This is a genomic window from Agrobacterium sp. SORGH_AS 787 (assembly GCF_030819035.1).
In the GTDB taxonomy this organism is placed as follows: Bacteria; Pseudomonadota; Alphaproteobacteria; order Rhizobiales; family Rhizobiaceae; genus Agrobacterium; species Agrobacterium larrymoorei_B.
The window spans coordinates 1,744,808-1,764,439 of the sequence record NZ_JAUTBG010000002.1; the positions used below are offsets into that span (position 1 = coordinate 1,744,808).

Sequence of the window (19,632 nt, forward strand, 5' to 3'; positions counted from 1 at the left end):
TTCGTCGTCGTGCTGCTGTGGATGTTCGTTTTCTGAGACATCCGGTGCGAACGCGTCCAGTGTTTTGTGCTGATTACAAGCGATAAAACGGGAAACTACAAACATTATTCCACGCATCTAAGACACTTTGAATATCAGACATTAAAAACGTCAATCGAAAAAGGCGCCGGGATTGTCCGGCGCCTTTTCGTTTATTCGAGATCTTCAAGAAGCCTCGACGCGGCCTTCGCGCTTGTTCTTCGAAGTTCGATTTCATCACGTCGCGACGAGAGCGATTCGCTAGCCAGCAGCGCCTCCGCAAGATCGGCGGGGAGCGAGAGAATGACGCGTTCGCCGTCGGAAATCTTGCCCGTATCGCTGCGCTTGCCGACAATCATGCCGCCCGCCACCGTGTTGTTGGTGTCCGGGTCGATCAGGATGAAGGAGCCCGTAGAGCGGTTCTGCTCGTAAGGGTCGAAGATCGCCGTTTCGTCGAAGCTCAGGCGCACTTTGCCGATGGCGTTCATCGGCAGCGTTTCGGCATGGGCCTGCCAGTGACCGTTCTTCAGGTCCAGCTGGGTCACCGGTTGAACGCTGACGCGCTGGCGACGGCTGCCGCTCTTGAGCCAGTAGCGCTTGTTCGGCTCGATGCCACCCGGCTGTAGTGCAACGATCTGCGCGTCGAAGGCAAGACCCGTTTGGGGCTGTGCATCGATCGAAACGATCATGTCGCCGCGAGACACGTCGACCTGACGATCGAGAACCAGCGTGATCGCGTCGCCGGCAACGGCGGCATTGCGCACCAGATCGAAGGTGACGATCTGCTTGACGTTTGCCACCATGCCCGATGGCAGGATGACGACAGAGTCACCAGGCTTCACGGCGCCACCGGCAACCGTCCCCTGATAGCCGCGAAAACTTTCGCCCGGGCGAGAGACGCGCTGCACGGGCAGGCGGAAGCCGCCGGTCTGGGTGGAGCGAACCGTCGCAAGCTCCAGGGTTTCCACCAGCGTCGGGCCATCATACCACGGCATGGAGGCCTTGCCGGAGAGCACGACATTCTCGCCTTTCAGCGCCGACATGGGAATGGCAACGATCTGCTTGATGCCGAGCGACAGCGCGAATTCCTTGAAGTCATGCGCAATCAGCTCAAAACCGGCCTTGTCGTAGTGGGTCAGGTCGATTTTGTTGACGGCCAACACGAACTGGCGAATGCCCATCAGCGCTGCAATCGTGGCGTGACGGCGCGTCTGTTCCAGGATGCCTGTGCGGGCATCCACCAGAAGCACAGCAAGATCTGCGGTCGAGGCGCCGGTTGCCATGTTGCGGGTATATTGCTCATGACCGGGCGTGTCTGCGACGATGAAAGCGCGCTTGTCGGTTGCGAAGTAGCGATAGGCGACATCGATGGTGATGCCCTGTTCACGCTCGGCCTGGAGACCGTCGAGCAGCAGCGCAAAGTCTGGGAGGCCCAAATCGTTCTGCTTGCCGCTGTCACGCTTCAGCGTCGCAGCCTGATCTTCCTTTACCGCCTTGGTGTCCCAAAGCAGACGGCCGATCAGCGTCGACTTTCCGTCATCCACGCTGCCACAGGTGATGAGGCGCAGCGGGCGGGTATCCTTGACGGCTTTCGCCGGCTCGACGAAGGGCAGTATGGTGGCGGATTGTGCTGTGGAGGTCTGTGTCATCAGAAGTAGCCCTCGCGCTTTTTCTTTTCCATGGAGCCCGACTGGTCGCGGTCGATGGCGCGGCCCTGCCTTTCGGAGACGGTGGCGATCTCAAGCTCGGCGATGACCTCGTCCAGCGTGGTCGCCTCGGAATGGATCGCACCCGTCAGCGGGAAGCAGCCGAGTGTGCGGAAGCGGATCGAATCATACTTTACCTCTTCGCCAGGCTGCAGTTCCAACCGCTCGTCTTCCGCCAGGATCATCATGCCATCGCGCTCGATATAGGGGCGCTCCTTGGCATAATAGAGCGGAACGAGCGGAATGTTTTCCGCCTGGATATACCGCCAGATATCGACCTCGGTCCAGTTGGACAGCGGGAAGGCGCGCACGCTTTCGCCCTGGCGCACCATGCCATTATAGATGTTCCAGAGTTCCGGACGCTGGTTGCGCGGATCCCACTTATGGTCGGGCGTGCGGAAGGAATAGATGCGCTCCTTGGCGCGGCTGGCTTCCTCGTCGCGGCGCGCACCGCCGAAAGCGGCATCGAACTTGCCGGCGTCGAGCGCCTGACGCAGAGCCTCCGTCTTCATGATATCGGTGTAGAGCGCTGAGCCATGCGTAAATGGCGTCACGTTCTCCGCAGCGCCACGTGGGTTGGTGTGTGAGATCAGGTCGAGATCATATTCCTTGACGATATTGTCGCGAAATTCGATCATTTCCTTGAACTTCCAACCGGTATTGACGTGCAGAAGCGGGAAGGGGATGCGACCCGGAAAGAATGCCTTGCGCGCCAAGTGTAGCAGCACGGACGAATCCTTGCCGATAGAGTAGAGCATCACAGGACGCTCGAACTCGGCGGCAACTTCACGGAAAATATGGATGGCTTCGTTTTCGAGGGCTTTGAGATGGGGATCGAGCGGCTGCTTGGGTGTGCTGACGCTGGTGCCTTCCGTTTCCGGAACTGCATTGGACATTTTAAACTCCGGGAATGTACTGAATTGAATTGTTAGTTTTGTGGGGCGGGACTGATCGAGCTTTGCGCGGCTTCGGCAACATGCAGGCCGCATTCGCGCTTCTCGTCATTTTCCCACCACCAGCGACCGGCACGCTCTGGTTCGCCGGGCTTGATGGCGCGAGTACAGGGCTCACAGCCGATAGACGGGTACCCGCGTGCATGGAGTGGATTGACGGGAATGTTTTCCGCCGCGACATGGGCCTTGATCGTATCGATGTCCCAGTCCGCAAGCGGGTTGATCTTGATGAGGTTGCGCTCAGCGTCAAACTCGGCAAACGGCGTGGAGGCTCGATTGCCTGATTGTCCCCGGCGCAGGCCCGTTATCCAGAAACCAGCACCGTCAAGCGCTTTGGCCAGGGGAATGAGCTTGCGCACATGGCAGCAGGCATGGCGCGCCTCGACGCTCTCGTAAAAGCCATTCAGGCCATATTTCTCAGCATAGGCGTCAATATCGTCCTGCTCTGGATAGAAGCGGGTGATCGTCAGACCATAGCGGTCTTCCGTTTCTTCGATCAAACGAACCGTCTCGGCAAAAAGACGCCCAGTTTCAAGCGTGGCGACGTCGATAGGCAAGCGATGCGTGCCGATCGCGGCAGTAATGACCTGATCTTCGATGCCGAGGCTGGTGGTAAAGACCACCCGCGACCCAAGGCCAGAGACAAAGGCAAGTCTCTCAACGAGGTTGAGATCTTTCAGAGTCGCATCAAGCGACGTCACGTTGTGGCTGGAAATGGTCTGCGGGGGCGTATTGATCGTCATTTCTCGATTCCGAAACTCTAGTGTCCCGATAATCGCCGAAAGATGCCATTTGTGACAGAAACCAGCATGCTTCTGTCGAACGCTAATGAGCAAATATCTCTCTTGCGGCGTGTTTATGCGCAAAAGAGTCCCAAAAGAGCGAAGTAGCGCCCAAATCAATCCGGCGAATTAAGCCTCGTTCGTCCCGAATTGCAAGATAGATCGCGATATTTTCTCTAATTTTGATAGACTTTTTCTTTGCTGAGCCACCTCGAGTTCGTCTGTCTGGAATGTTTGAAGCGCAATAACATTCCGATCACGCAATTTTTTTACGCGTGATCTCGCAAAATAGGGCAAAATTGTGAACCAGTTTTGCGCAGGTCGGTCTTTTGGCGCATGACTTGTTCCGCCATTCTTTTCCTCGGCGGCGTGTTTCGTATTGTCGGAATGGGCGTCAGGGAAACACTTTTGCGAATAAATCGCACCTGATTGACCCCACAGCCTCAACCGCTACTGTGAGGCCGAACGCATCCAGGAGGGTAGTGATGTCGAAATTTCTTTCCAGCCTCAGCGCCGTCGCGCTCAGCCTGTCTGTCACATTGGGTGCTGTCGGACCGGCCTTGGCCGAAACGAAGCTTCTCAACGTGTCTTATGATCCGACGCGAGAACTTTACAAGGACTTCAACGAGGCCTTCGCCAAGAAGTGGAAGGCCGATACGGGTGAGGATGTCACCATCCAGCAGTCGCATGGCGGCTCAGGCAAGCAGGCCCGCTCCGTTATCGACGGACTCGAGGCCGATGTCGTCACGCTGGCGCTCCAGAGCGATATCGACGCCATCGTCAAGAACAGCGGCAAGATCAATCCAGACTGGCGCACCCGCCTGCCGCACAATTCCTCACCCTATACGTCCACCATCGTCTTCCTCGTGCGCAAGGGAAACCCAAAGGGCATCCATAACTGGGGCGATCTGGTGAAGGGTGACGTGCAGATCGTGACGCCAAATCCCAAGACGTCGGGTGGCGCGCGCTGGAACTATCTTGCTGCCTGGGCCTGGGCGAATGAAGAATTCAAAGGCGACCAGGATAAGATCAAGGCGTATGTGGGTGAACTCTACAAGCGTGCTCCGGTTCTGGATACAGGGGCCCGCGGTTCCACTGTAACCTTTGCTCAGCGCCAGATCGGCGACGTTCTGTTGGCCTGGGAAAACGAAGCCTATCTCGCCGGACAGGAATTCGGTGCGGATGCTTTCGAAATCGTCGTTCCGCCGATCTCCATTCTGGCCGAACCGCCAGTCGCGGTGGTCGATGCCAACGTGGATGCCAAGGGAACCCGCAAGGTGGCCGAGGCCTATCTGCAGTATCTCTACTCGGATGAGGGCCAGAATATCGCGGCCAAGCATTTCTATCGTCCGAGCAACCCATCCGTTGTCTCCAAGGATCTCCTGAAGCAGCTGCCGGATATCAAGCTCGTCACCATCGATGATCCGATCTTCGGCGGATGGGCCAAGGCACAGCCGGAACACTTCGGCGATGGCGGCATCTTCGACCAGATTTACAAGCCTGCCAAGTAAGTGGATGATGTGCAAACGATTGGGCGGCCTGGTGCCGCCCGGCGATGAGCAGATTGGATCGACTGGCTTCACGGCCGGTCGATAGCGCATATGATGGCTCGTCAAGCCATCAGTTTACCCGGAGCCTCGATGAGCAATACCCCATCGCAAAGCGGATGGAAGTGGCGTCAGTCTAGCGTCTTGCCAGGATTTGGCCTGACGCTCGGTTACACGATTACCTATCTTTTTCTCATTATTCTCATTCCCCTCGGCGGCCTTATCTGGTCCACGGCCCAACTCGGATTTTCCGAGTTCCTGGCCATTGCCACCGACAGCAGAACCTTGAATGCGCTGCGCATCAGTTTCGGCACGGCCTTCATCGCAGCGCTCGTCAACGCCTTCTTCGGCGTCATCATCGCCTGGGTACTGGTACGCTATCGCTTCCCAGGGCGTCGCTTCGTCGATGCGATCGTTGATCTGCCTTTCGCATTGCCGACTGCGGTTGCAGGTATTGCGCTGACGACGCTCTATTCCAATCGCGGTTGGATCGGCTCACTGTTCGAACCGCTTGGCATCAAGATTGCTTTCACTCCAATTGGCATTGTCATTGCTCTGATCTTCATCGGCTTGCCCTTTGTCGTGCGCACCGTGCAGCCGGTGATGGAAGAAATCGACCGGCAGGTGGAAGAGGTTGCGGCCACGCTCGGCGCCAACCGTTTCCAGACGATCACCCGCATTCTGCTGCCTGGTCTCGTTCCCGCCATTCTCACGGGTTTTGCGCTCGCCTTTGCCCGCGGCGTCGGGGAATATGGCTCCGTCATCTTCATTGCCGGCAACATCCCCTATGTGTCGGAAATCGCTCCGCTCCTGATCGTCATCCGGCTTGAGGAATTCAACTATGCGGGCGCGACGGGCATCGCCACCATCATGCTGATCATCTCCTTTGCGATGCTCTTCGTCATCAATCTCATTCAGGCCTGGAGCCGTAAGAGGTATGGTTATGCCTGATAAAGCTCAAATCCTTCCCTCCAGGCCGTTCCGCGATCCGGCAAGCGAGGGGCTGCCAGCAAAGCTTGCCCTTTTTCTTGTGGTCTTCCTTTTCTTGGCGCTGTTTCTTGTGCTGCCTCTGGTGGCCGTCTTCGTCGAAGCCTTCCGCAAAGGTGTGGAATCCTTCTGGGAAGCGATCGTAGAGCCGGATGCGCTCGCCTCCATTCGCCTGACGCTTCTGGTCGCCGCCATCTCTGTGCCGCTCAATCTGATCTTCGGGGTGGCTGCCGCCTGGGCCATCGCCAAGTTCGAGTTCAAGGGCAAGGCTTTCCTCATCACGCTGATCGACCTGCCATTTTCCATCTCACCGGTGATTTCCGGCCTCGTCTATGTCATCCTGTTTTCTTCCCACAGTGTGCTCGGACCCTGGCTGAAGAGCTATGGCATCGAAATCCTGTTCGCTGTACCGGGCATCGTTCTTGCGACCGTCTTCGTCACCTTTCCATTCGTTGCCCGCGAACTGATCCCATTGATGCAGGATCAGGGAACCGGAGACGAGGAAGCAGCCATTTCGCTGGGCGCGTCCGGCTGGCAAACCTTCTGGTATGTCACGCTGCCCAACATCAAATGGGGCCTGCTCTACGGCGTGCTGTTGTGTAACGCCCGCGCCATGGGCGAGTTCGGCGCCGTTTCGGTGGTGTCCGGTCATATTCGCGGCGAGACCAACACCATGCCGCTGCATGTCGAAATTCTCTATAACGAGTACAATATCGGAGCCGCCTTTGCCGTCGCCACGCTGCTGGCAGGTCTTGCGCTTGTTACCCTTGTACTCAAAACCATTCTCGAAATACGCTTTGGCGCGGGCAACGCTGCCGGCAAGCATTGAAGGGCATATCTATGGAAGTGAAGGTTTCCGGCATTACCAAGCAGTTCGATCGCTTCCCGGCGTTGAACGACGTGTCGCTCAATATCCGTTCCGGCGAACTGATCGCATTGCTCGGTCCCTCCGGGTCCGGCAAGACGACGCTTCTGCGTCTTATCGCAGGCCTCGAGCAGCCAACCGCGGGACAGATTTTCTTTGGCGACGAGGATGCCTCGCATCGTTCCGTGCAGGAGCGCAATGTCGGCTTCGTCTTCCAGCACTACGCGCTGTTTCGTCATATGACGGTTGCCGAAAATATTGCCTTCGGCCTCAAGGTACGACCGTCTGCGACGCGTCCGCCAAAAGCAGAAATCCGCAGAAGAGTTTCAGAACTGCTGGACATGGTTCATCTGTCCGGATTAGAGAAACGTTATCCCAACCAGCTATCAGGCGGCCAGCGTCAGCGTGTCGCGCTTGCGCGCGCCGTTGCCATTGAGCCGCGGGTTTTGCTGTTGGATGAACCCTTCGGTGCTTTGGATGCCAAGGTGCGCAAGGAGCTTCGTCGTTGGCTTCGCGAGTTTCACGATCGCACAGGCCACACCACCGTTTTCGTCACCCATGATCAGGAAGAAGCCCTGGAGCTGGCTGACCGCGTGGTGGTGATGAGCCAGGGCAAGATCGAGCAGGTTGGCACGGCGGACGATGTCTACGACACGCCGAACTCCCCCTTCGTCTTTTCGTTCATTGGCGAATCCTCCAGCCTTCCGGTCAAGATCCAGACTGGCCAAATCCTGTTTCAACAGGAGAGCGTCGGTCTTGCTGAAGGCGGCGATGGAGAGGGCGATCTGTTCTTCCGTCCGGAAGATGTGGTGCTGACGCAAGAGCGCGACGCGCTTTACGGGAAGGTCACCACCTGTCGTCGCCTCGCTGGGACCCGCATTGCGGAAGTCGATATCGCCAATAACGGCCACGCGCCCTACCATCTGGAGATCGAGGTGCCGCTCGACGCATCGGTTTCCGTCGGTAACGAGGTGCGCTTTCGCCCGACCCGCTGGCAGGTCTTTCGCAAGTAAGTACAACGAAGAAACGGAAAAGGGCCGCTTCGAGCGGCCCTTCCATGAGTTTGGTCACTGTTTCAGACCCGAAACGTTTTGCAACGTTTCGAAGGGAAGGCGGATCAGGCCGAGGGCTGCCTCGTCAAAATCAAATCCTTTCCATTGCCTGCTACGAAGACCGAAATCTCACTAGACATTGGATCACCTTCCTTTCTCTACGTTGAACATAGTATGAAGGTAATCTGATTCGCGCCGATTGCAAGAGGGCGCCCTTATATCGATGTCGTTACCCGAACAAGCCGCGATAGTCCGCAAACGGCAGCGTGACGCACAGAAAGCCAGCCGGGTTGCCGGGCGCCGACGCCAAGTCTCTGATATTACGCGCTGACGCGCATCACGATCTTGCCGATATGGCTGCTGCTTTCCATCAGCCGGTGACCCTCCGCAACCTGATCAAAATCGATCACGTCATGAATGACAGGGGCCACTTTGCCGCTTTCCAACAGCGGCCAGACCTGCTCGACGAGTTCATCGCGGATGGCGCGCTTTTCGTCCGCGGTGCGCGGCCGCATGGTCGATCCGGTCACAGTGAGGCGCTTGACCATGATGGGGCGCAGATCGACCTTCTCAGCAATCGTGCCACCCAGGAAGGCGATGATGGACAGGCAGCCATCCTTGGCGAGCGAGGCGATGTTCTTTTCGAAATAGGAGGCGCCGATCATGTCGAGGATCACATCGACGCCCTTGCCGCCGGTCACCTCTTTGACGACCGCGGCGAAATCGTCCTCGCGGTAATTGATCGCTCGCTTGGCGCCGAGTTTCTCACAGGCGTCGCATTTCTCCTTCGAGCCCGCAGTGGTATAGACCTCCGCACCAAAGGCTTTGGCGAGCTGGATCGCCGTTGTGCCAATGCCGCTGCTGCCACCGTGGATGAGAACGCTCTCGCCTTCGGTAAGGCCCGCCATCTGGAAGAGGTTGGCCCATACGGTGAAGAAGGTTTCCGGCACAGCCGCCGCCTTGACCGCATCATAGCCAGTCGGGAAGGGCAGCGCCTGGCCCGCCGGCACCACGCAGTACTCAGCATAGCCGCCGCCATTGGCAAGCGCGCAGACCCGGTCGCCAATCTGGAAATCACTGACACCTTCGCCGAGCGCGACGACTTCTCCGGCGACCTCAAGTCCTAGAATCGGGCTGGCATCTTTGGGGGCTGGGTAATTCCCCTGACGCTGCGCGACATCCGGTCGGTTGATCCCGGCGGCCTGAACCTTCACCAGAAGCTCTCCGGCCTTGGGTGAGGGCAGAGGCCCGTTCGAAAACGTCATGACCTCGGGTCCGCCGAAGCTGGGGAGATCAACAAAACGCATGGTGGACGGCAGTGACACGGGTGGCCTCCTCAAAGCTTTCTTACAGTCAGCTAAACTTAGGTGACCCGGATGGCTTATGAAAGACGGCGTAATGCCGCTCCCGTCATTTCGTTTCGCCGTGGCTGCAGATGACGAGACCGGCATCGCTTCGCTTGGCCGCCTTCTTGATGTTGGCGATTTCGGCGCCGATACCCTCTGGATTGCCGATCAACATGCCCTTTGGCAATTGAAGGACGCCGATCGAGCAGCGCAGGAGAGCAAATTCCCGCTCGTTGCCAAAACGGTCGAAGCCCCTGATCTGTCCTGCCAGACGATCTTCATCCGAATAAAGTGAGATGACATCGTCGTGGAAATCGCTGAGCAACCGCTCCAGGATTTCCGTTACCTCGTCCTTCCTCCAGTCGCGAACGCCGATGAAGAAATCATCGCCGCCAATATGGCCAAGGAAACAATCGCCAGAGAAGAAGTATCGCTTCATCAGGGCTGAGAACAGGCTGATCGCGTGGTCGCCGACGTGGAAGCCATACTTGTCGTTAAAGGGTTTGAAATTGTCGAAGTCGCAATAGCAGAAGAAGCGATCTTCATCGCTATCCCGGCAGGACTGCTCGATGAAGCCGCTGATCGCCCGGTTGCCGGGAAGAGCCGTCAGCGGGTTTTGCTCCTGCGCCAGCTTCAATTGCTTCTCGTTGATGACTTTGATCAGCGATGCGGCCGAGACCACGCCGACATAGCGCATGTTTTCGGTGAGAATGACGCAGGCGCTACCGCCCATATTGGCGAAGATATTCATCAGCCGATCCGCATCCGCATCCAGCCCGACGATCGGGGCGCGATCGACAAAATGCGAGATCGTCCGCTCATAGACCTTGTTCTTCAAGAGATCGCGGCCAAAGGGCTGATAAATATATTCCTTCAGGTGATACTCGTTGATCACCCCGCGCGGTTCGCCATTGGCGTTGAGAACGGGGAAAAAAGCCTGCTCCGGATTGCGGCGGAAGAGTTCGAAAACGCTGTCGATGCTGTCATTTTCATAGACGGTTGGCAGGTGCTCGATCTGGCGGCGGATGAGGATCTCATCGAGCGTCTGTCGGTTGCGCCGGGTTTCGCCGAGCAGTTGGAGATGCGGAAAAGAGGTCTGCAGTTCCTTGACGAAGGTGGTGGGGCGGGAGACGAACCAGCCCTGGACCAGATCGACGCCCATCTCCCGGCAGGCGAGGAATTCCGCTTCCGTTTCTATGCCTTCTGCTATGACGCGTACGCCGAGCACATGGGCGATGTTGACGATGTTTTTGACCATGTGCCGCTTGCGCGGATTACGCTCGACATCCTGGATGAAGTAGCGATCGATTTTCAGGTAATCGACATCGAAATCGCAAAGCAGCTTCATTTCGCCGTGACCAACGCCAAAGTCGTCGATGGCGAGCTTGAAGCCTTCCTTGCGCATACGGTTGATCAGGGTGCTGAACTCGGGCACGCTGGTATTGTCGAAGCGTTCCGACAGCTCGAAGCAGATGGAGGAGGGCGGGATTTTGGCCTGTGCTAGTTGTTCCAGCAGCTTGTCCAAAATGATGTCGCCATAGCGTATGAGCCGGACATCGAGATTGAGGAACAGGGTCGCGGAGGAGAGATCCGGGAGCGTGGAAAACTTGGCGAGAGCGCGGCTCGCAATCATCTTTTCCAATTCGACAAGCTGCCCATCGGCCTCGACGTGATCGAGAAGTTCGAGAGGGTTGGAAAAGCCGATGCGGTCATATCCGCGCATCAGGGACTCATAACCGAAGACCGTGCCGGTCGTCGCTTCGACAATCGGTTGGAACGCGCATTCGAGTACCAGCTTCGCCATCGAAATCATCTGGCCGCTGGCAAACCGTCTTATGATAGTCGGCTCGGCATTCATCGAAACCACGCGCTCTCTCCACCATTGCACATCGGTTTGTGGCGACGCCACATAAACCTACGTTTTTAAGCGGGAGTGTGGAGAGAACTCCTCAATGAAAACTTTACGGCAGATGAAACTTTGATGAAAGTTTAACCTCCGGCTTGATGCTGCGGAGGCGAGCCAGTCAATCAGCGCCTGTGAGTGTTGTGGAGAGCATAAAGCTCTGCGACGTTGACGGCCTCACCATCTCTATTGCGGCCAACGAGGTTACGCTGTTCGACGTGCTGCGTCTCTGCCCACAGCTTTAGCGCTGCGCGCACAACTTCACTGCTTGATGCATAAGCACCACGAGCCACGGCTTCGTGCATCTTTGCGGCTTGCTCTGGAGAGATCGATACGGTCAACAATGGCATGGTAGTCCTCCCTATTTCCAAGCTGCGGAATTTTTCCCGTCAGCCGTATGGCCGCCATGGGGTCGCGATGCGGCACATAATATTGTCACATCGCCAAATGGCGGTCGGAGCAAACGCGGTAGCTCGCGGTTGGTTCCAGATGATATTCACTGAACGACGAAGAGCTTCCGGCATGCGATCGCTTCGCGCTTTGATATGCCGCAAAGCAGGCGGATGCTTGTCGCATTTTTTATTGATTGATCAGTCAATCAATAATAAAAAAAGCACAAAGGAGATCGTTATGCCCAAAGTCGGGATGGAGCCGTTGCGGCGCAAGGCACTGGTTGACGCAGCGCTGCGCACCATAGGCCATCAAGGTTCGCTGAATGTGACGATGTCGGATATAGCCAAGGAGGCGGGCGTTTCCGCGGCGCTCGCGCATCATTATTTCGGCAGCAAGCAGCAACTCCTGCTGGAAACGATCCGCAGCCTGTTGCGGGATCTGCGGCGGGATGCGGTTGCGGCGCTGACAAGAGCCTCCGGTCCGCGCGAGCGCCTCAGTGCCATCGTTCGGGTGTCGTTTCAAAGCGACCAGTTTACCCAGGAGACCGTGGCGGCATGGTTGGCCTTCTATGTCGAGGCGCAGCGTTCGGAAGAAACCCGCCGGCTGCTGGTCGTCTACACCAAACGTCTTCGCTCCAACATCATGCACGGTCTTGGTCGCCTATGCCCGCCTGACGACGCGGCGCGGATCGCGGAAGGGGCGGCAGCCCTCATTGATGGGCTCTATATCCGCCACAGTCTCCATGCGGCACCGCTCGGCATCTCCGCCGCGGCCGCTCTGGTCGAAGATTACTTTGACGTGCAGTTGAAACGCTTTTCGGCCAATAAGCCGACCGCCCGTATTCTTTGAGGACATTGATCATGACTTTGAAAGCCCAGCCCAAAGCCTCGCATTTCATCGATGGCGACTATGTCGAAGACGACAAGGGCACGCTGATCGAAAGCATCTATCCGGCGACCGGTGAAGTCATCGCGCGGCTCCATGCGGCAACGCCTGCCATTGTCGAGCAGGCAATCGCCTCGGCGAAGCGCGCGCAAAAGGAATGGGCGGCGATGAGCCCGACGGCACGTGGCCGGATCCTGCGGCGCGCGGCGGATATCATGCGCGAGCGCAACCGCGAGCTCTCCGAACTGGAAACGCTCGATACCGGCAAGCCCATTCAGGAAACCATCGTTGCTGATCCGACCTCCGGTGCCGATTCCTTCGAATTTTTTGGCGGCATTGCACCGTCAGCGCTGAACGGAGATTACATCCCTCTTGGCGGTGATTTTGCCTATACCAAGCGCGTTCCGCTTGGTGTTTGCGTTGGCATCGGTGCGTGGAACTATCCGCAGCAGATCGCCTGCTGGAAGGCGGCCCCTGCGCTCGTCGCTGGCAACGCCATGGTCTTCAAGCCGTCGGAAAATACGCCGCTGGGTGCTTTGAAGATCGCCGAAATCCTCATCGAAGCGGGACTGCCGAAAGGTCTCTTCAACGTCATTCAGGGCGACCGCGATACCGGTCCGCTTCTCGTCAACCACCCTGACGTCGCAAAGGTGTCGTTGACCGGATCCGTTCCGACGGGCCGCAAGGTTGCCGCTGCGGCGGCGGGCCACCTCAAGCATGTGACCATGGAGCTTGGCGGCAAGTCGCCTCTGATCGTCTTCGACGATGCCGATATCGAAAGCGCTGTCGGCGGCGCCATGCTCGGCAACTTCTACTCCTCGGGACAGGTCTGCTCCAATGGGACGCGCGTCTTCGTCCAGCGCGGCGCAAAACAGCGCTTTCTCGACAATCTGAAGAGCCGCACCGATGCCATGGTGATTGGTGACCCGATGGATGAGGCAACGCAGATCGGCCCGCTCGTCTCGAAGGCGCAGCAGGAAAAGGTGCTGGCCTATATGGAGAAGGGCAAGGCGGAAGGTGCAACGCTCGTGACCGGTGGTGGCATTCCCAACAATGTCTCCGGCCAGGGCTACTATGTGCAGCCCACCGTCTTCGCCGATGTGAAGGACGAGATGACGATCGCCCGCGAAGAGATCTTCGGGCCGGTGATGTGCGTGCTGGATTTCGACGATGAGGACGAGGTCATTGCCCGCGCCAACGCGACCGAATTCGGTCTCGCGGGCGGCGTCTTCACCGCCGATCTGTCGCGTGCGCACCGCGTGGTCGACCAGTTGGAAGCCGGAACGCTCTGGATCAACACCTATAATCTGTGCCCAGTCGAAATGCCCTTTGGCGGCTCGAAGCAATCCGGCTTTGGCCGGGAAAATTCGGCAGCAGCCCTCAATCATTACAGCGAGTTGAAGACGGTTTACGTGGCGACCGGAAAGGTCGAGGCGCCCTATTGATGATGCGCTCCCCTGCTAGGGGATTATTCAATAGATCATGTTTATCGCCGGTCGTGTTACGACCTTAAGCGCGAACAATTAACACCAAAAGAGATAAGCTGATGCAACAGGCAGATTTCGTCATTGTCGGTTCCGGGTCCGCTGGCTCAGCCATGGCCTATCGCCTGTCGGAAGACGGCAAATATTCTGTCATCGTCATCGAGGCAGGCGGATCGGATTTCGGACCCTTCATCCAGATGCCCGCAGCGCTCGCTTGGCCGATGAGCATGAAGCGCTACAATTGGGGTTATCTCTCCGAGCCGGAGCCGAACCTCAACAATCGCCGCATCACCGCGCCCCGCGGTAAGGTCATCGGCGGCTCGTCCTCCATCAACGGACTTGTCTATGTTCGCGGTCACGCGGAAGACTTCAACCGCTGGGAAGAGCTCGGCGCGCAGGGCTGGGCCTATGCGGATGTGCTGCCTTACTTCAAGCGCATGGAACACAGCCATGGCGGTGAGCAAGGCTGGCGCGGCACGGATGGGCCGCTGCATGTACAGCGTGGTCCGGTGAAGAACCCGCTATTCCATGCCTTCATTCAGGCGGGAGCGCAGGCGGGTTTCGAACTGACCGACGACTATAACGGTTCGAAGCAGGAAGGCTTCGGCCTGATGGAGCAGACGATCCATAACGGTCGCCGCTGGTCCGCGGCAAATGCTTATCTAAGACCGGCGCTGAAGCGCGGCAACGTCACGCTTGTGCATGGCTTTGCGCGCAAGATCGTCATAGAGAATGGTCGTGCGACGGGCGTGGAGATCGAGCGCAAGGGCATCGTCGAGACGATCAAGGCGAACCGCGAGGTCATTGTCGCCGCTTCATCCTTTAACTCGCCGAAGCTTTTGATGCTCTCCGGCATCGGCCCGGCGCAGCATCTTCAGGACATGGGCGTTGAGGTGAAGGTGGATCGACAGGGCGTTGGTGCCAACCTTCAGGACCATATGGAGTTCTATTTCCAGCAGGTGTCCACTAAGCCCGTATCGCTCTATTCATGGCTGCCATGGTTCTGGCAGGGCGTGGCCGGTGCGCAGTGGCTGATGACCAAGGGTGGGCTCGGTGCCTCCAACCAGTTCGAGGCCTGCGCCTTCCTGCGCTCCGCAGCAGGATTGAAGCAGCCGGACATCCAGTTCCACTTCCTCCCCGTCGCCATTTCCTACGACGGCAAGGCGGCCGCGAAGAGCCATGGCTTCCAGGTTCATGTCGGCTACAACCTGTCGAAATCGCGCGGCGATGTCACGCTTCGTTCGTCCGATCCGAAGGACGATCCGGTGATCCGCTTCAACTATATGAGCCACGCTGAAGACTGGGAGAAATTCCGCCATTGCGTGCGCCTCACGCGTGAGATTTTCAGCCAGAAGGCTTTTGATGAGTTCCACGGCCCGGAAATCCAGCCAGGCGAAAAGGTTCAGTCGGATGCGGAAATCGACGCTTTCCTGCGTGAACATCTGGAAAGCGCCTACCACCCCTGCGGAACTTGCCGTATGGGCGGCAAGGACGATCCTTTGGCCGTCGTTGATCCGGAATGCCGCGTCATTGGTGTTGATGGCCTACGCGTCGCGGATAGCTCGATCTTCCCGCATGTGACCTATGGCAACCTCAATGCACCGTCGATCATGACAGGAGAAAAAGCGGCCGATCATATTCTTGGCCGACAGCCCTTGCCGCGCTCCAATCAGGAGCCCTGGGTCAATCCGCGTGCAGCGGTCAGCGATCGCTAGGGCGGCGCGCGTCCTTTTGGACGCACGGTGCTCTGGTGCCTTGCCGAAAAGTCGATCCCGATTTTCGGGCCTATGCTGTAGGTATCAATGATAGTCGTCTTCGCGCTGGTGGCGTATGGCCAGCACGGCTACGGTTTCCGCATCCTCAATCTTGATGAGTGCGACGTAACCGGAAGAACCGAACGGAATGAGCAACTCGCGAAGCAGTGCGTCATCGCCACGCACCTTTCTTGTAGCAAAAGGGAAGTCGCGCAAACTTTCCACCGCCATAATGATGCGGTCGATTGCTCTTTCCGCCGTCTCGTAGTCTTTCTCCAGAAGAAAAGCATATAGTCTCGTGATATCCGCGCGCGCTTTGATCGTGTAGAAGACTTTGAACGTCACTTATGCCGCTCTGCTTTCTTGGCGGCGAGCATTGCCCTTAGTTCCGCGTGAACCTCTTCTGCAGGGTAAAACGTCCCCTTTCGTTTTGATTCATCAAGCGCGGCCAGCCCCCTGGCGATGAATTCAGCCTGCGATTTGCGGATTTCCACCTGCTTGCGCACGGCCTCTTCGATAAAGCCGGACAGCGTTTCACCCTCTCTTAGAACGCTTTCTGCTTTTTCTCTAAATTCCGGCTCGACCCGAAGGGGTGGCAAGGTCGCGGTTTTCATTGGATTGCCTCCTGAATTGCAATTGCGATACGTAGATTTGCACCTTTGCGCGGCATTTGTCAAAGACATGGTTGCAATCGAAGCGCCCTGGTCCGATAAGAAATCTTGCTATTTGAATTGCAGAAACACGCCATGCCCGCCACGTACAAAAAAATGAAGATGGTCCGCCGCTCTCGCGTCATGTGGGGATCTTGGCGTATCTGGAAGCCCAGAGCCGTCTTCTGGCTCGGTGCCATCGCGGTAGGGCTGATCAGTGTTGCCTTTGCCAAGGCTGCGGATTGGGCGCAGCATGTTTTTGCCGCCACGACATCGTCTGGCGAATGGGCATACCTTCTGCCCCTCATTATCACGCCACTCGGCTTCGTCATCTGCGCCTGGCTGGCAATGGTGGTGTTTCCCAATTCCGGCGGAAGTGGCATTCCGCAAGCCATCGCCGCGCGTCATTTTCACGATGATGCGGACCGTTCGAGACTTTTGTCGATCAAGCTTGCCGTTGGCAAGATCGTGCTGACCGTCGTCGGTCTGATGTCCGGCGCATCCATTGGGCGCGAGGGGCCAACGGTGCAGGTCGGTGCCTCGATCATGCTTCTGGCAGCGCGGGTGGGCGGCATGGCGCAGGCGAGGGGGCTGATCCTTGCCGGATCGGCCGCGGGGATTGCTGCGGCCTTCAATACGCCGCTCGCCGGCATCGTCTTTGCCATTGAGGAGATGAGCCGCTCCTATCAGTCCCGCGCCAACGGCCTCGTGCTGACGGCCGTCATCCTTTCCGGTCTCGCCTCTCTCGGACTTGTCGGCAGCTACACCTATTTCGGTACCAGCACGGTGGTGATGAATACGGGGAAGGACTGGAGCCTCGTTCTGCTTTGTGGCATCGGTGGCGGCTTCCTCGGCGCCATCTTCAGCGCTGGTGCTCTGCGCGCCTCGCAACGCATTCGTCGCTGGGCACATACGGTTCCGCTCAAGCGCATGCTGATTGTCGCAGCGGTCTGCGGCATGGCTTCAGCCGTCATCGGCATCGTGAGCGGTGGCGCGACCTTCGGGACCGGCTATGAGCAGGCGCGGGCGGCGGTAGAGGGTGAAGCTGCACCGATACTGTTCTTTGCCGAAAAGCTGATGACGACATTTCTCGCCATGCTGTCGGGCATTCCTGGCGGCATATTCGCGCCTTCGCTCTCCGTCGGTGCGGGCTTCGGCAGTACGGTGTCCTCCCTTCTGGGCACCAGCATCGCGCTTGGCGCCATCCTTGGCATGGCGGGCTATTTCGCCGGTGTCGTTCAGGCGCCGATGACGGCTTTTGTCATTATTTTAGAAATGACCGGTAATCATGATGGAGTCATCGCCATCATGGCCGCGTCGATGCTGGGCTACCTGACCTCGCGGATGATTTCACCCGAGCCCCTCTACCATGGCCTGTCTCGCGTCTTCATTGCGCAGGGGATCAGGGCAAGGCGCGCGAGCGAAGCCGAGCATCATGAGCGTGACGCTCACGCAGATTCCGGCTTGCGCTCCGGTGCCGGATCGAATGAGTTGACGCCGAAGTAACCGAGCCCTGGGATCTTGATGCCAGGGTTTTGAATATCGATGCCGGCGACGAGTCCGAGGAAATTGATCTCGAAGCCGCTACGCACACCGGCGGACAGTCCGAACAGCCCACCCAGCGAAACGCTGACATCCTTCCAATCGTCTGCAATATGGAAGAACGCGCCATTCGGCAGGTAGTCACGGCCGACAGCGTCCGGCGGCAGCACCGCGCCGAGTTCCGGCACGCTACGCAGCACATGGGCGATGAACGTATTGGAATTGGGGCCGGGGTAAATCCGGTAGCCCCCAGCCTTGGCGTAAGGGTAGTCGGCAATGACCTGCTGGATTTTCGGGATCAGCCTTTCGGCTTTCTCACCGTGCAATTCCAGAACCTTACGCGGCATATTGGAATACCAGTAGGCATCCGGCGCGTAGGCATTGCGGCGAATGGGCGAGCCCCAGCCGACCTTGTCGTAGCGCTCATAGCTTGAAGCACCTTCCGGCTTCATCACGATCCAGGCATGGCTGGCAATCGACCCTTTGAAACCGCCGGTCATGGCCGAGTAGACATAGATCGCTGCGGGTTTGTCCAAGGCTGCTTCGGGCAGAATGCCTGCGGAAGACCAGCGCGCATTGCGATAGCCGGTAGGATGTTCCTTCATCGCCCAGAGACCCGCGGAGGCGAGGGCAGGCAAGAGATAGACGAGAAAGACGACGGCCAGAAACCGCTTGGCAAATTTCAATGGAGTGCCCCGTGCATGATGCGACCAATAGGGTTAGATAGGGATCGCATTTCGAACTTTTTGAGGCCAGCACCATGCACAACCCCGTTACCGTTGAAGTCACCCGCGGCAACCTCGTCGAGAGCCGTCACCGAGGCATGGCCGTGGTGGTGGATGGCGATGGCAAGGTTGTCTTCTCTGCAGGCGATGTAGAAAGCGCAGTCTTCCCCCGCTCCGCCTGCAAGGCCATGCAGGCGCTGTTCATGGTGGAAAGCGGGGCTGCGGACGCCTATGGATTCGGCAACCGAGAGCTTGCGCTTTCCTGTGCATCCCATTCTGGTGAAGAAGCGCATGTGGAATTGGCGGCGTCTATGCTGGCACGCGCGGGGCATGATCTCAGCGCGCTGGAATGCGGCGCGCACTGGTCGCTGGATCAGAAAGCACTCATCGGGCAGGCACGGAGCATGGAGAAGCCGACAGCGCTGCACAACAACTGTTCCGGCAAACATTCCGGTTTCATCTGTGCCTGTAGCCATAACGGTATCGAGGCGAGAGGTTATGTCAATGCCGGGCACCAATTGCAGCGCGAAATCCGCGCCACGATGGAAAGCCTGACGGGTGTCGCGATTGCCGAAGACAGTTGCGGTATCGATGGATGCTCCATCCCGGCCTATGCCGTGCCGTTAAAATCGCTGGCGCAGGGCTTTGCCAAGATGGCGACCGGAAAAGGGCTTGAGCCGGCTCGCGCTCAGGCGTCACGCCGCTTGATTGAAGCCTGCATGGCCGAACCCTTTTACGTTGCCGGCACTGGCCGTACCTGCACCAAGCTGATGGAAATCGCCCCAGGCAGAATTTTTGCCAAGACTGGTGCCGAAGGTGTCTTTGTCGGCATTCTGCCGGAGAAGGGATTGGCAGTCGCGGTGAAATGCGAAGATGGCACCACCCGCGCCGCAGAGGCAATGATTGCCGCTCTGTTGGCGCGTCACTTCGAAAAGAACAGCGTGGAAGAGCGCGCGCTCGACGCGATAGCGAACCGCTCCACGAAAAACTGGAACGGTATCCCCGTCGGCGACATCCGCGTGACCTCGGTCTTGTCCTGA

At 58.1% G+C, this 19,632-nt stretch carries 18 protein-coding genes; 9 read left to right on the forward strand and 9 right to left on the reverse strand.

Annotated elements, in window-relative coordinates:
- Nucleotides 1-191: 191 nt before the first annotated feature.
- From cysN to QE435_RS17620, 3 genes are read right to left on the reverse strand one after another with little or no spacing between them, the layout of a single operon-like run.
- On the reverse strand, nt 192-1,667 hold the full coding sequence (gene cysN, locus QE435_RS17610; RefSeq protein WP_349042152.1) for a sulfate adenylyltransferase subunit CysN: 1,476 nt from the start codon (nt 1,665-1,667) through the stop codon (nt 192-194).
- Nucleotides 1,667-2,620: a sulfate adenylyltransferase subunit CysD gene (gene cysD / locus QE435_RS17615; protein WP_062425850.1), complete on the reverse strand. Its 954-nt coding sequence runs from the start codon at nt 2,618-2,620 to the stop codon at nt 1,667-1,669. Before cysD ends, cysN begins: the two co-directional genes overlap by 1 nt.
- Nucleotides 2,621-2,652: 32 nt before the next feature.
- Nucleotides 2,653-3,420, reverse strand: coding sequence for a phosphoadenylyl-sulfate reductase (locus QE435_RS17620; protein WP_309772660.1), 768 nt, complete (start codon nt 3,418-3,420; stop codon nt 2,653-2,655).
- 524 nt (nt 3,421-3,944) lie between these two features.
- Between QE435_RS17620 and QE435_RS17625 the strand changes: the two genes are divergently transcribed.
- From QE435_RS17625 to QE435_RS17640, 4 genes are all read left to right on the forward strand, one after another.
- Nucleotides 3,945-4,970, forward strand: a complete 1,026-nt coding sequence (locus QE435_RS17625; RefSeq protein WP_306931515.1) for a sulfate ABC transporter substrate-binding protein — start codon at nt 3,945-3,947, stop codon at nt 4,968-4,970.
- A 129-nt stretch (nt 4,971-5,099) separates the two neighbouring features.
- Complete coding sequence (gene cysT / locus QE435_RS17630; protein ID WP_349042153.1) at nt 5,100-5,957, forward strand: sulfate ABC transporter permease subunit CysT; 858 nt, start codon at nt 5,100-5,102, stop codon at nt 5,955-5,957.
- Nucleotides 5,950-6,822, forward strand: a complete 873-nt coding sequence (gene cysW / locus QE435_RS17635) for a sulfate ABC transporter permease subunit CysW (RefSeq protein ID WP_349042154.1) — start codon at nt 5,950-5,952, stop codon at nt 6,820-6,822. Before cysT ends, cysW begins: the two co-directional genes overlap by 8 nt.
- Nucleotides 6,823-6,833: 11 nt before the next feature.
- A complete protein-coding gene (locus QE435_RS17640; protein WP_349042155.1) occupies nt 6,834-7,871 on the forward strand; it encodes a sulfate/molybdate ABC transporter ATP-binding protein in 1,038 nt (345 codons plus the stop codon).
- A 359-nt stretch (nt 7,872-8,230) separates the two neighbouring features.
- Here the strand turns inward: QE435_RS17640 and QE435_RS17645 are convergent, their stop codons facing one another.
- From QE435_RS17645 to QE435_RS17655, 3 genes are all read right to left on the reverse strand, one after another.
- On the reverse strand, nt 8,231-9,217 hold the full coding sequence (locus QE435_RS17645; RefSeq protein WP_309773170.1) for an NAD(P)H-quinone oxidoreductase: 987 nt from the start codon (nt 9,215-9,217) through the stop codon (nt 8,231-8,233).
- 103 nt (nt 9,218-9,320) lie between these two features.
- On the reverse strand, nt 9,321-11,114 hold the full coding sequence (locus QE435_RS17650) for an EAL domain-containing protein (protein WP_349042895.1): 1,794 nt from the start codon (nt 11,112-11,114) through the stop codon (nt 9,321-9,323).
- 170 nt (nt 11,115-11,284) lie between these two features.
- On the reverse strand, nt 11,285-11,509 hold the full coding sequence (locus QE435_RS17655; RefSeq protein WP_349042156.1) for a type II toxin-antitoxin system ParD family antitoxin: 225 nt from the start codon (nt 11,507-11,509) through the stop codon (nt 11,285-11,287).
- A gap of 280 nt (nt 11,510-11,789) precedes the next feature.
- On the opposite strand from QE435_RS17655, the gene betI reads away from it, so the two are divergent.
- The 3 genes from betI to betA all read left to right on the forward strand — a co-directional run bounded on the left by betI (nt 11,790) and on the right by betA (nt 15,636).
- Nucleotides 11,790-12,401, forward strand: coding sequence for a transcriptional regulator BetI (betI, locus tag QE435_RS17660; RefSeq protein ID WP_309772668.1), 612 nt, complete (start codon nt 11,790-11,792; stop codon nt 12,399-12,401).
- A gap of 17 nt (nt 12,402-12,418) precedes the next feature.
- Entirely contained in the window at nt 12,419-13,882 is a 1,464-nt protein-coding gene (betB, locus tag QE435_RS17665) for a betaine-aldehyde dehydrogenase (RefSeq protein ID WP_349042896.1), read from the forward strand.
- 101 nt (nt 13,883-13,983) lie between these two features.
- Nucleotides 13,984-15,636: a choline dehydrogenase gene (gene betA / locus QE435_RS17670; protein WP_349042157.1), complete on the forward strand. Its 1,653-nt coding sequence runs from the start codon at nt 13,984-13,986 to the stop codon at nt 15,634-15,636.
- Between the two features lie 84 nt (nt 15,637-15,720).
- Here betA and QE435_RS17675 read toward each other — a convergent pair whose 3' ends face one another.
- Nucleotides 15,721-16,020, reverse strand: a complete 300-nt coding sequence (locus tag QE435_RS17675) for a type II toxin-antitoxin system RelE/ParE family toxin (RefSeq protein ID WP_349042158.1) — start codon at nt 16,018-16,020, stop codon at nt 15,721-15,723.
- Nucleotides 16,017-16,289 (reverse strand): YlcI/YnfO family protein, encoded by a 273-nt coding sequence (locus QE435_RS17680; RefSeq protein ID WP_309772673.1) that lies wholly within the window; start codon nt 16,287-16,289, stop codon nt 16,017-16,019. The genes QE435_RS17675 and QE435_RS17680 overlap by 4 nt, the downstream gene beginning before the upstream one ends.
- Before the next feature lie 132 nt (nt 16,290-16,421).
- Here QE435_RS17680 and QE435_RS17685 point away from each other — a divergent pair, with 132 nt between their 5' ends.
- Nucleotides 16,422-17,831, forward strand: a complete 1,410-nt coding sequence (locus QE435_RS17685) for a chloride channel protein (protein WP_349042159.1) — start codon at nt 16,422-16,424, stop codon at nt 17,829-17,831.
- On the opposite strand, the gene QE435_RS17690 is transcribed toward QE435_RS17685, so the two are convergent.
- Nucleotides 17,774-18,553, reverse strand: a complete 780-nt coding sequence (locus QE435_RS17690; RefSeq protein WP_349042160.1) for a DUF3750 domain-containing protein — start codon at nt 18,551-18,553, stop codon at nt 17,774-17,776. The genes QE435_RS17685 and QE435_RS17690 overlap by 58 nt on opposite strands.
- A 74-nt stretch (nt 18,554-18,627) precedes the next feature.
- On the opposite strand from QE435_RS17690, the gene QE435_RS17695 reads away from it, so the two are divergent.
- Entirely contained in the window at nt 18,628-19,632 is a 1,005-nt protein-coding gene (locus QE435_RS17695) for an asparaginase (protein ID WP_349042161.1), read from the forward strand.

Excerpts from the sequence above, each read along its gene's own strand:
- cysN (WP_349042152.1), bottom strand. The coding sequence starts at position 1,667 with ATGACACAGACCTCCACAGCACAATCCGCCACCATACTGCCCTTCGTC.
- cysD (WP_062425850.1), bottom strand. The coding sequence starts at position 2,620 with ATGTCCAATGCAGTTCCGGAAACGGAAGGCACCAGCGTCAGCACACCC.
- QE435_RS17620 (WP_309772660.1), bottom strand. The coding sequence starts at position 3,420 with ATGACGATCAATACGCCCCCGCAGACCATTTCCAGCCACAACGTGACG.
- QE435_RS17625 (WP_306931515.1), top strand. The coding sequence starts at position 3,945 with ATGTCGAAATTTCTTTCCAGCCTCAGCGCCGTCGCGCTCAGCCTGTCT.
- cysT (WP_349042153.1), top strand. The coding sequence starts at position 5,100 with ATGAGCAATACCCCATCGCAAAGCGGATGGAAGTGGCGTCAGTCTAGC.
- cysW (WP_349042154.1), top strand. The coding sequence starts at position 5,950 with ATGCCTGATAAAGCTCAAATCCTTCCCTCCAGGCCGTTCCGCGATCCG.
- QE435_RS17640 (WP_349042155.1), top strand. The coding sequence starts at position 6,834 with ATGGAAGTGAAGGTTTCCGGCATTACCAAGCAGTTCGATCGCTTCCCG.
- QE435_RS17645 (WP_309773170.1), bottom strand. The coding sequence starts at position 9,217 with ATGCGTTTTGTTGATCTCCCCAGCTTCGGCGGACCCGAGGTCATGACG.
- QE435_RS17650 (WP_349042895.1), bottom strand. The coding sequence starts at position 11,114 with ATGAATGCCGAGCCGACTATCATAAGACGGTTTGCCAGCGGCCAGATG.
- QE435_RS17655 (WP_349042156.1), bottom strand. The coding sequence starts at position 11,509 with ATGCCATTGTTGACCGTATCGATCTCTCCAGAGCAAGCCGCAAAGATG.
- betI (WP_309772668.1), top strand. The coding sequence starts at position 11,790 with ATGCCCAAAGTCGGGATGGAGCCGTTGCGGCGCAAGGCACTGGTTGAC.
- betA (WP_349042157.1), top strand. The coding sequence starts at position 13,984 with ATGCAACAGGCAGATTTCGTCATTGTCGGTTCCGGGTCCGCTGGCTCA.
- QE435_RS17680 (WP_309772673.1), bottom strand. The coding sequence starts at position 16,289 with ATGAAAACCGCGACCTTGCCACCCCTTCGGGTCGAGCCGGAATTTAGA.
- QE435_RS17685 (WP_349042159.1), top strand. The coding sequence starts at position 16,422 with ATGCCCGCCACGTACAAAAAAATGAAGATGGTCCGCCGCTCTCGCGTC.
- QE435_RS17695 (WP_349042161.1), top strand. The coding sequence starts at position 18,628 with ATGCACAACCCCGTTACCGTTGAAGTCACCCGCGGCAACCTCGTCGAG.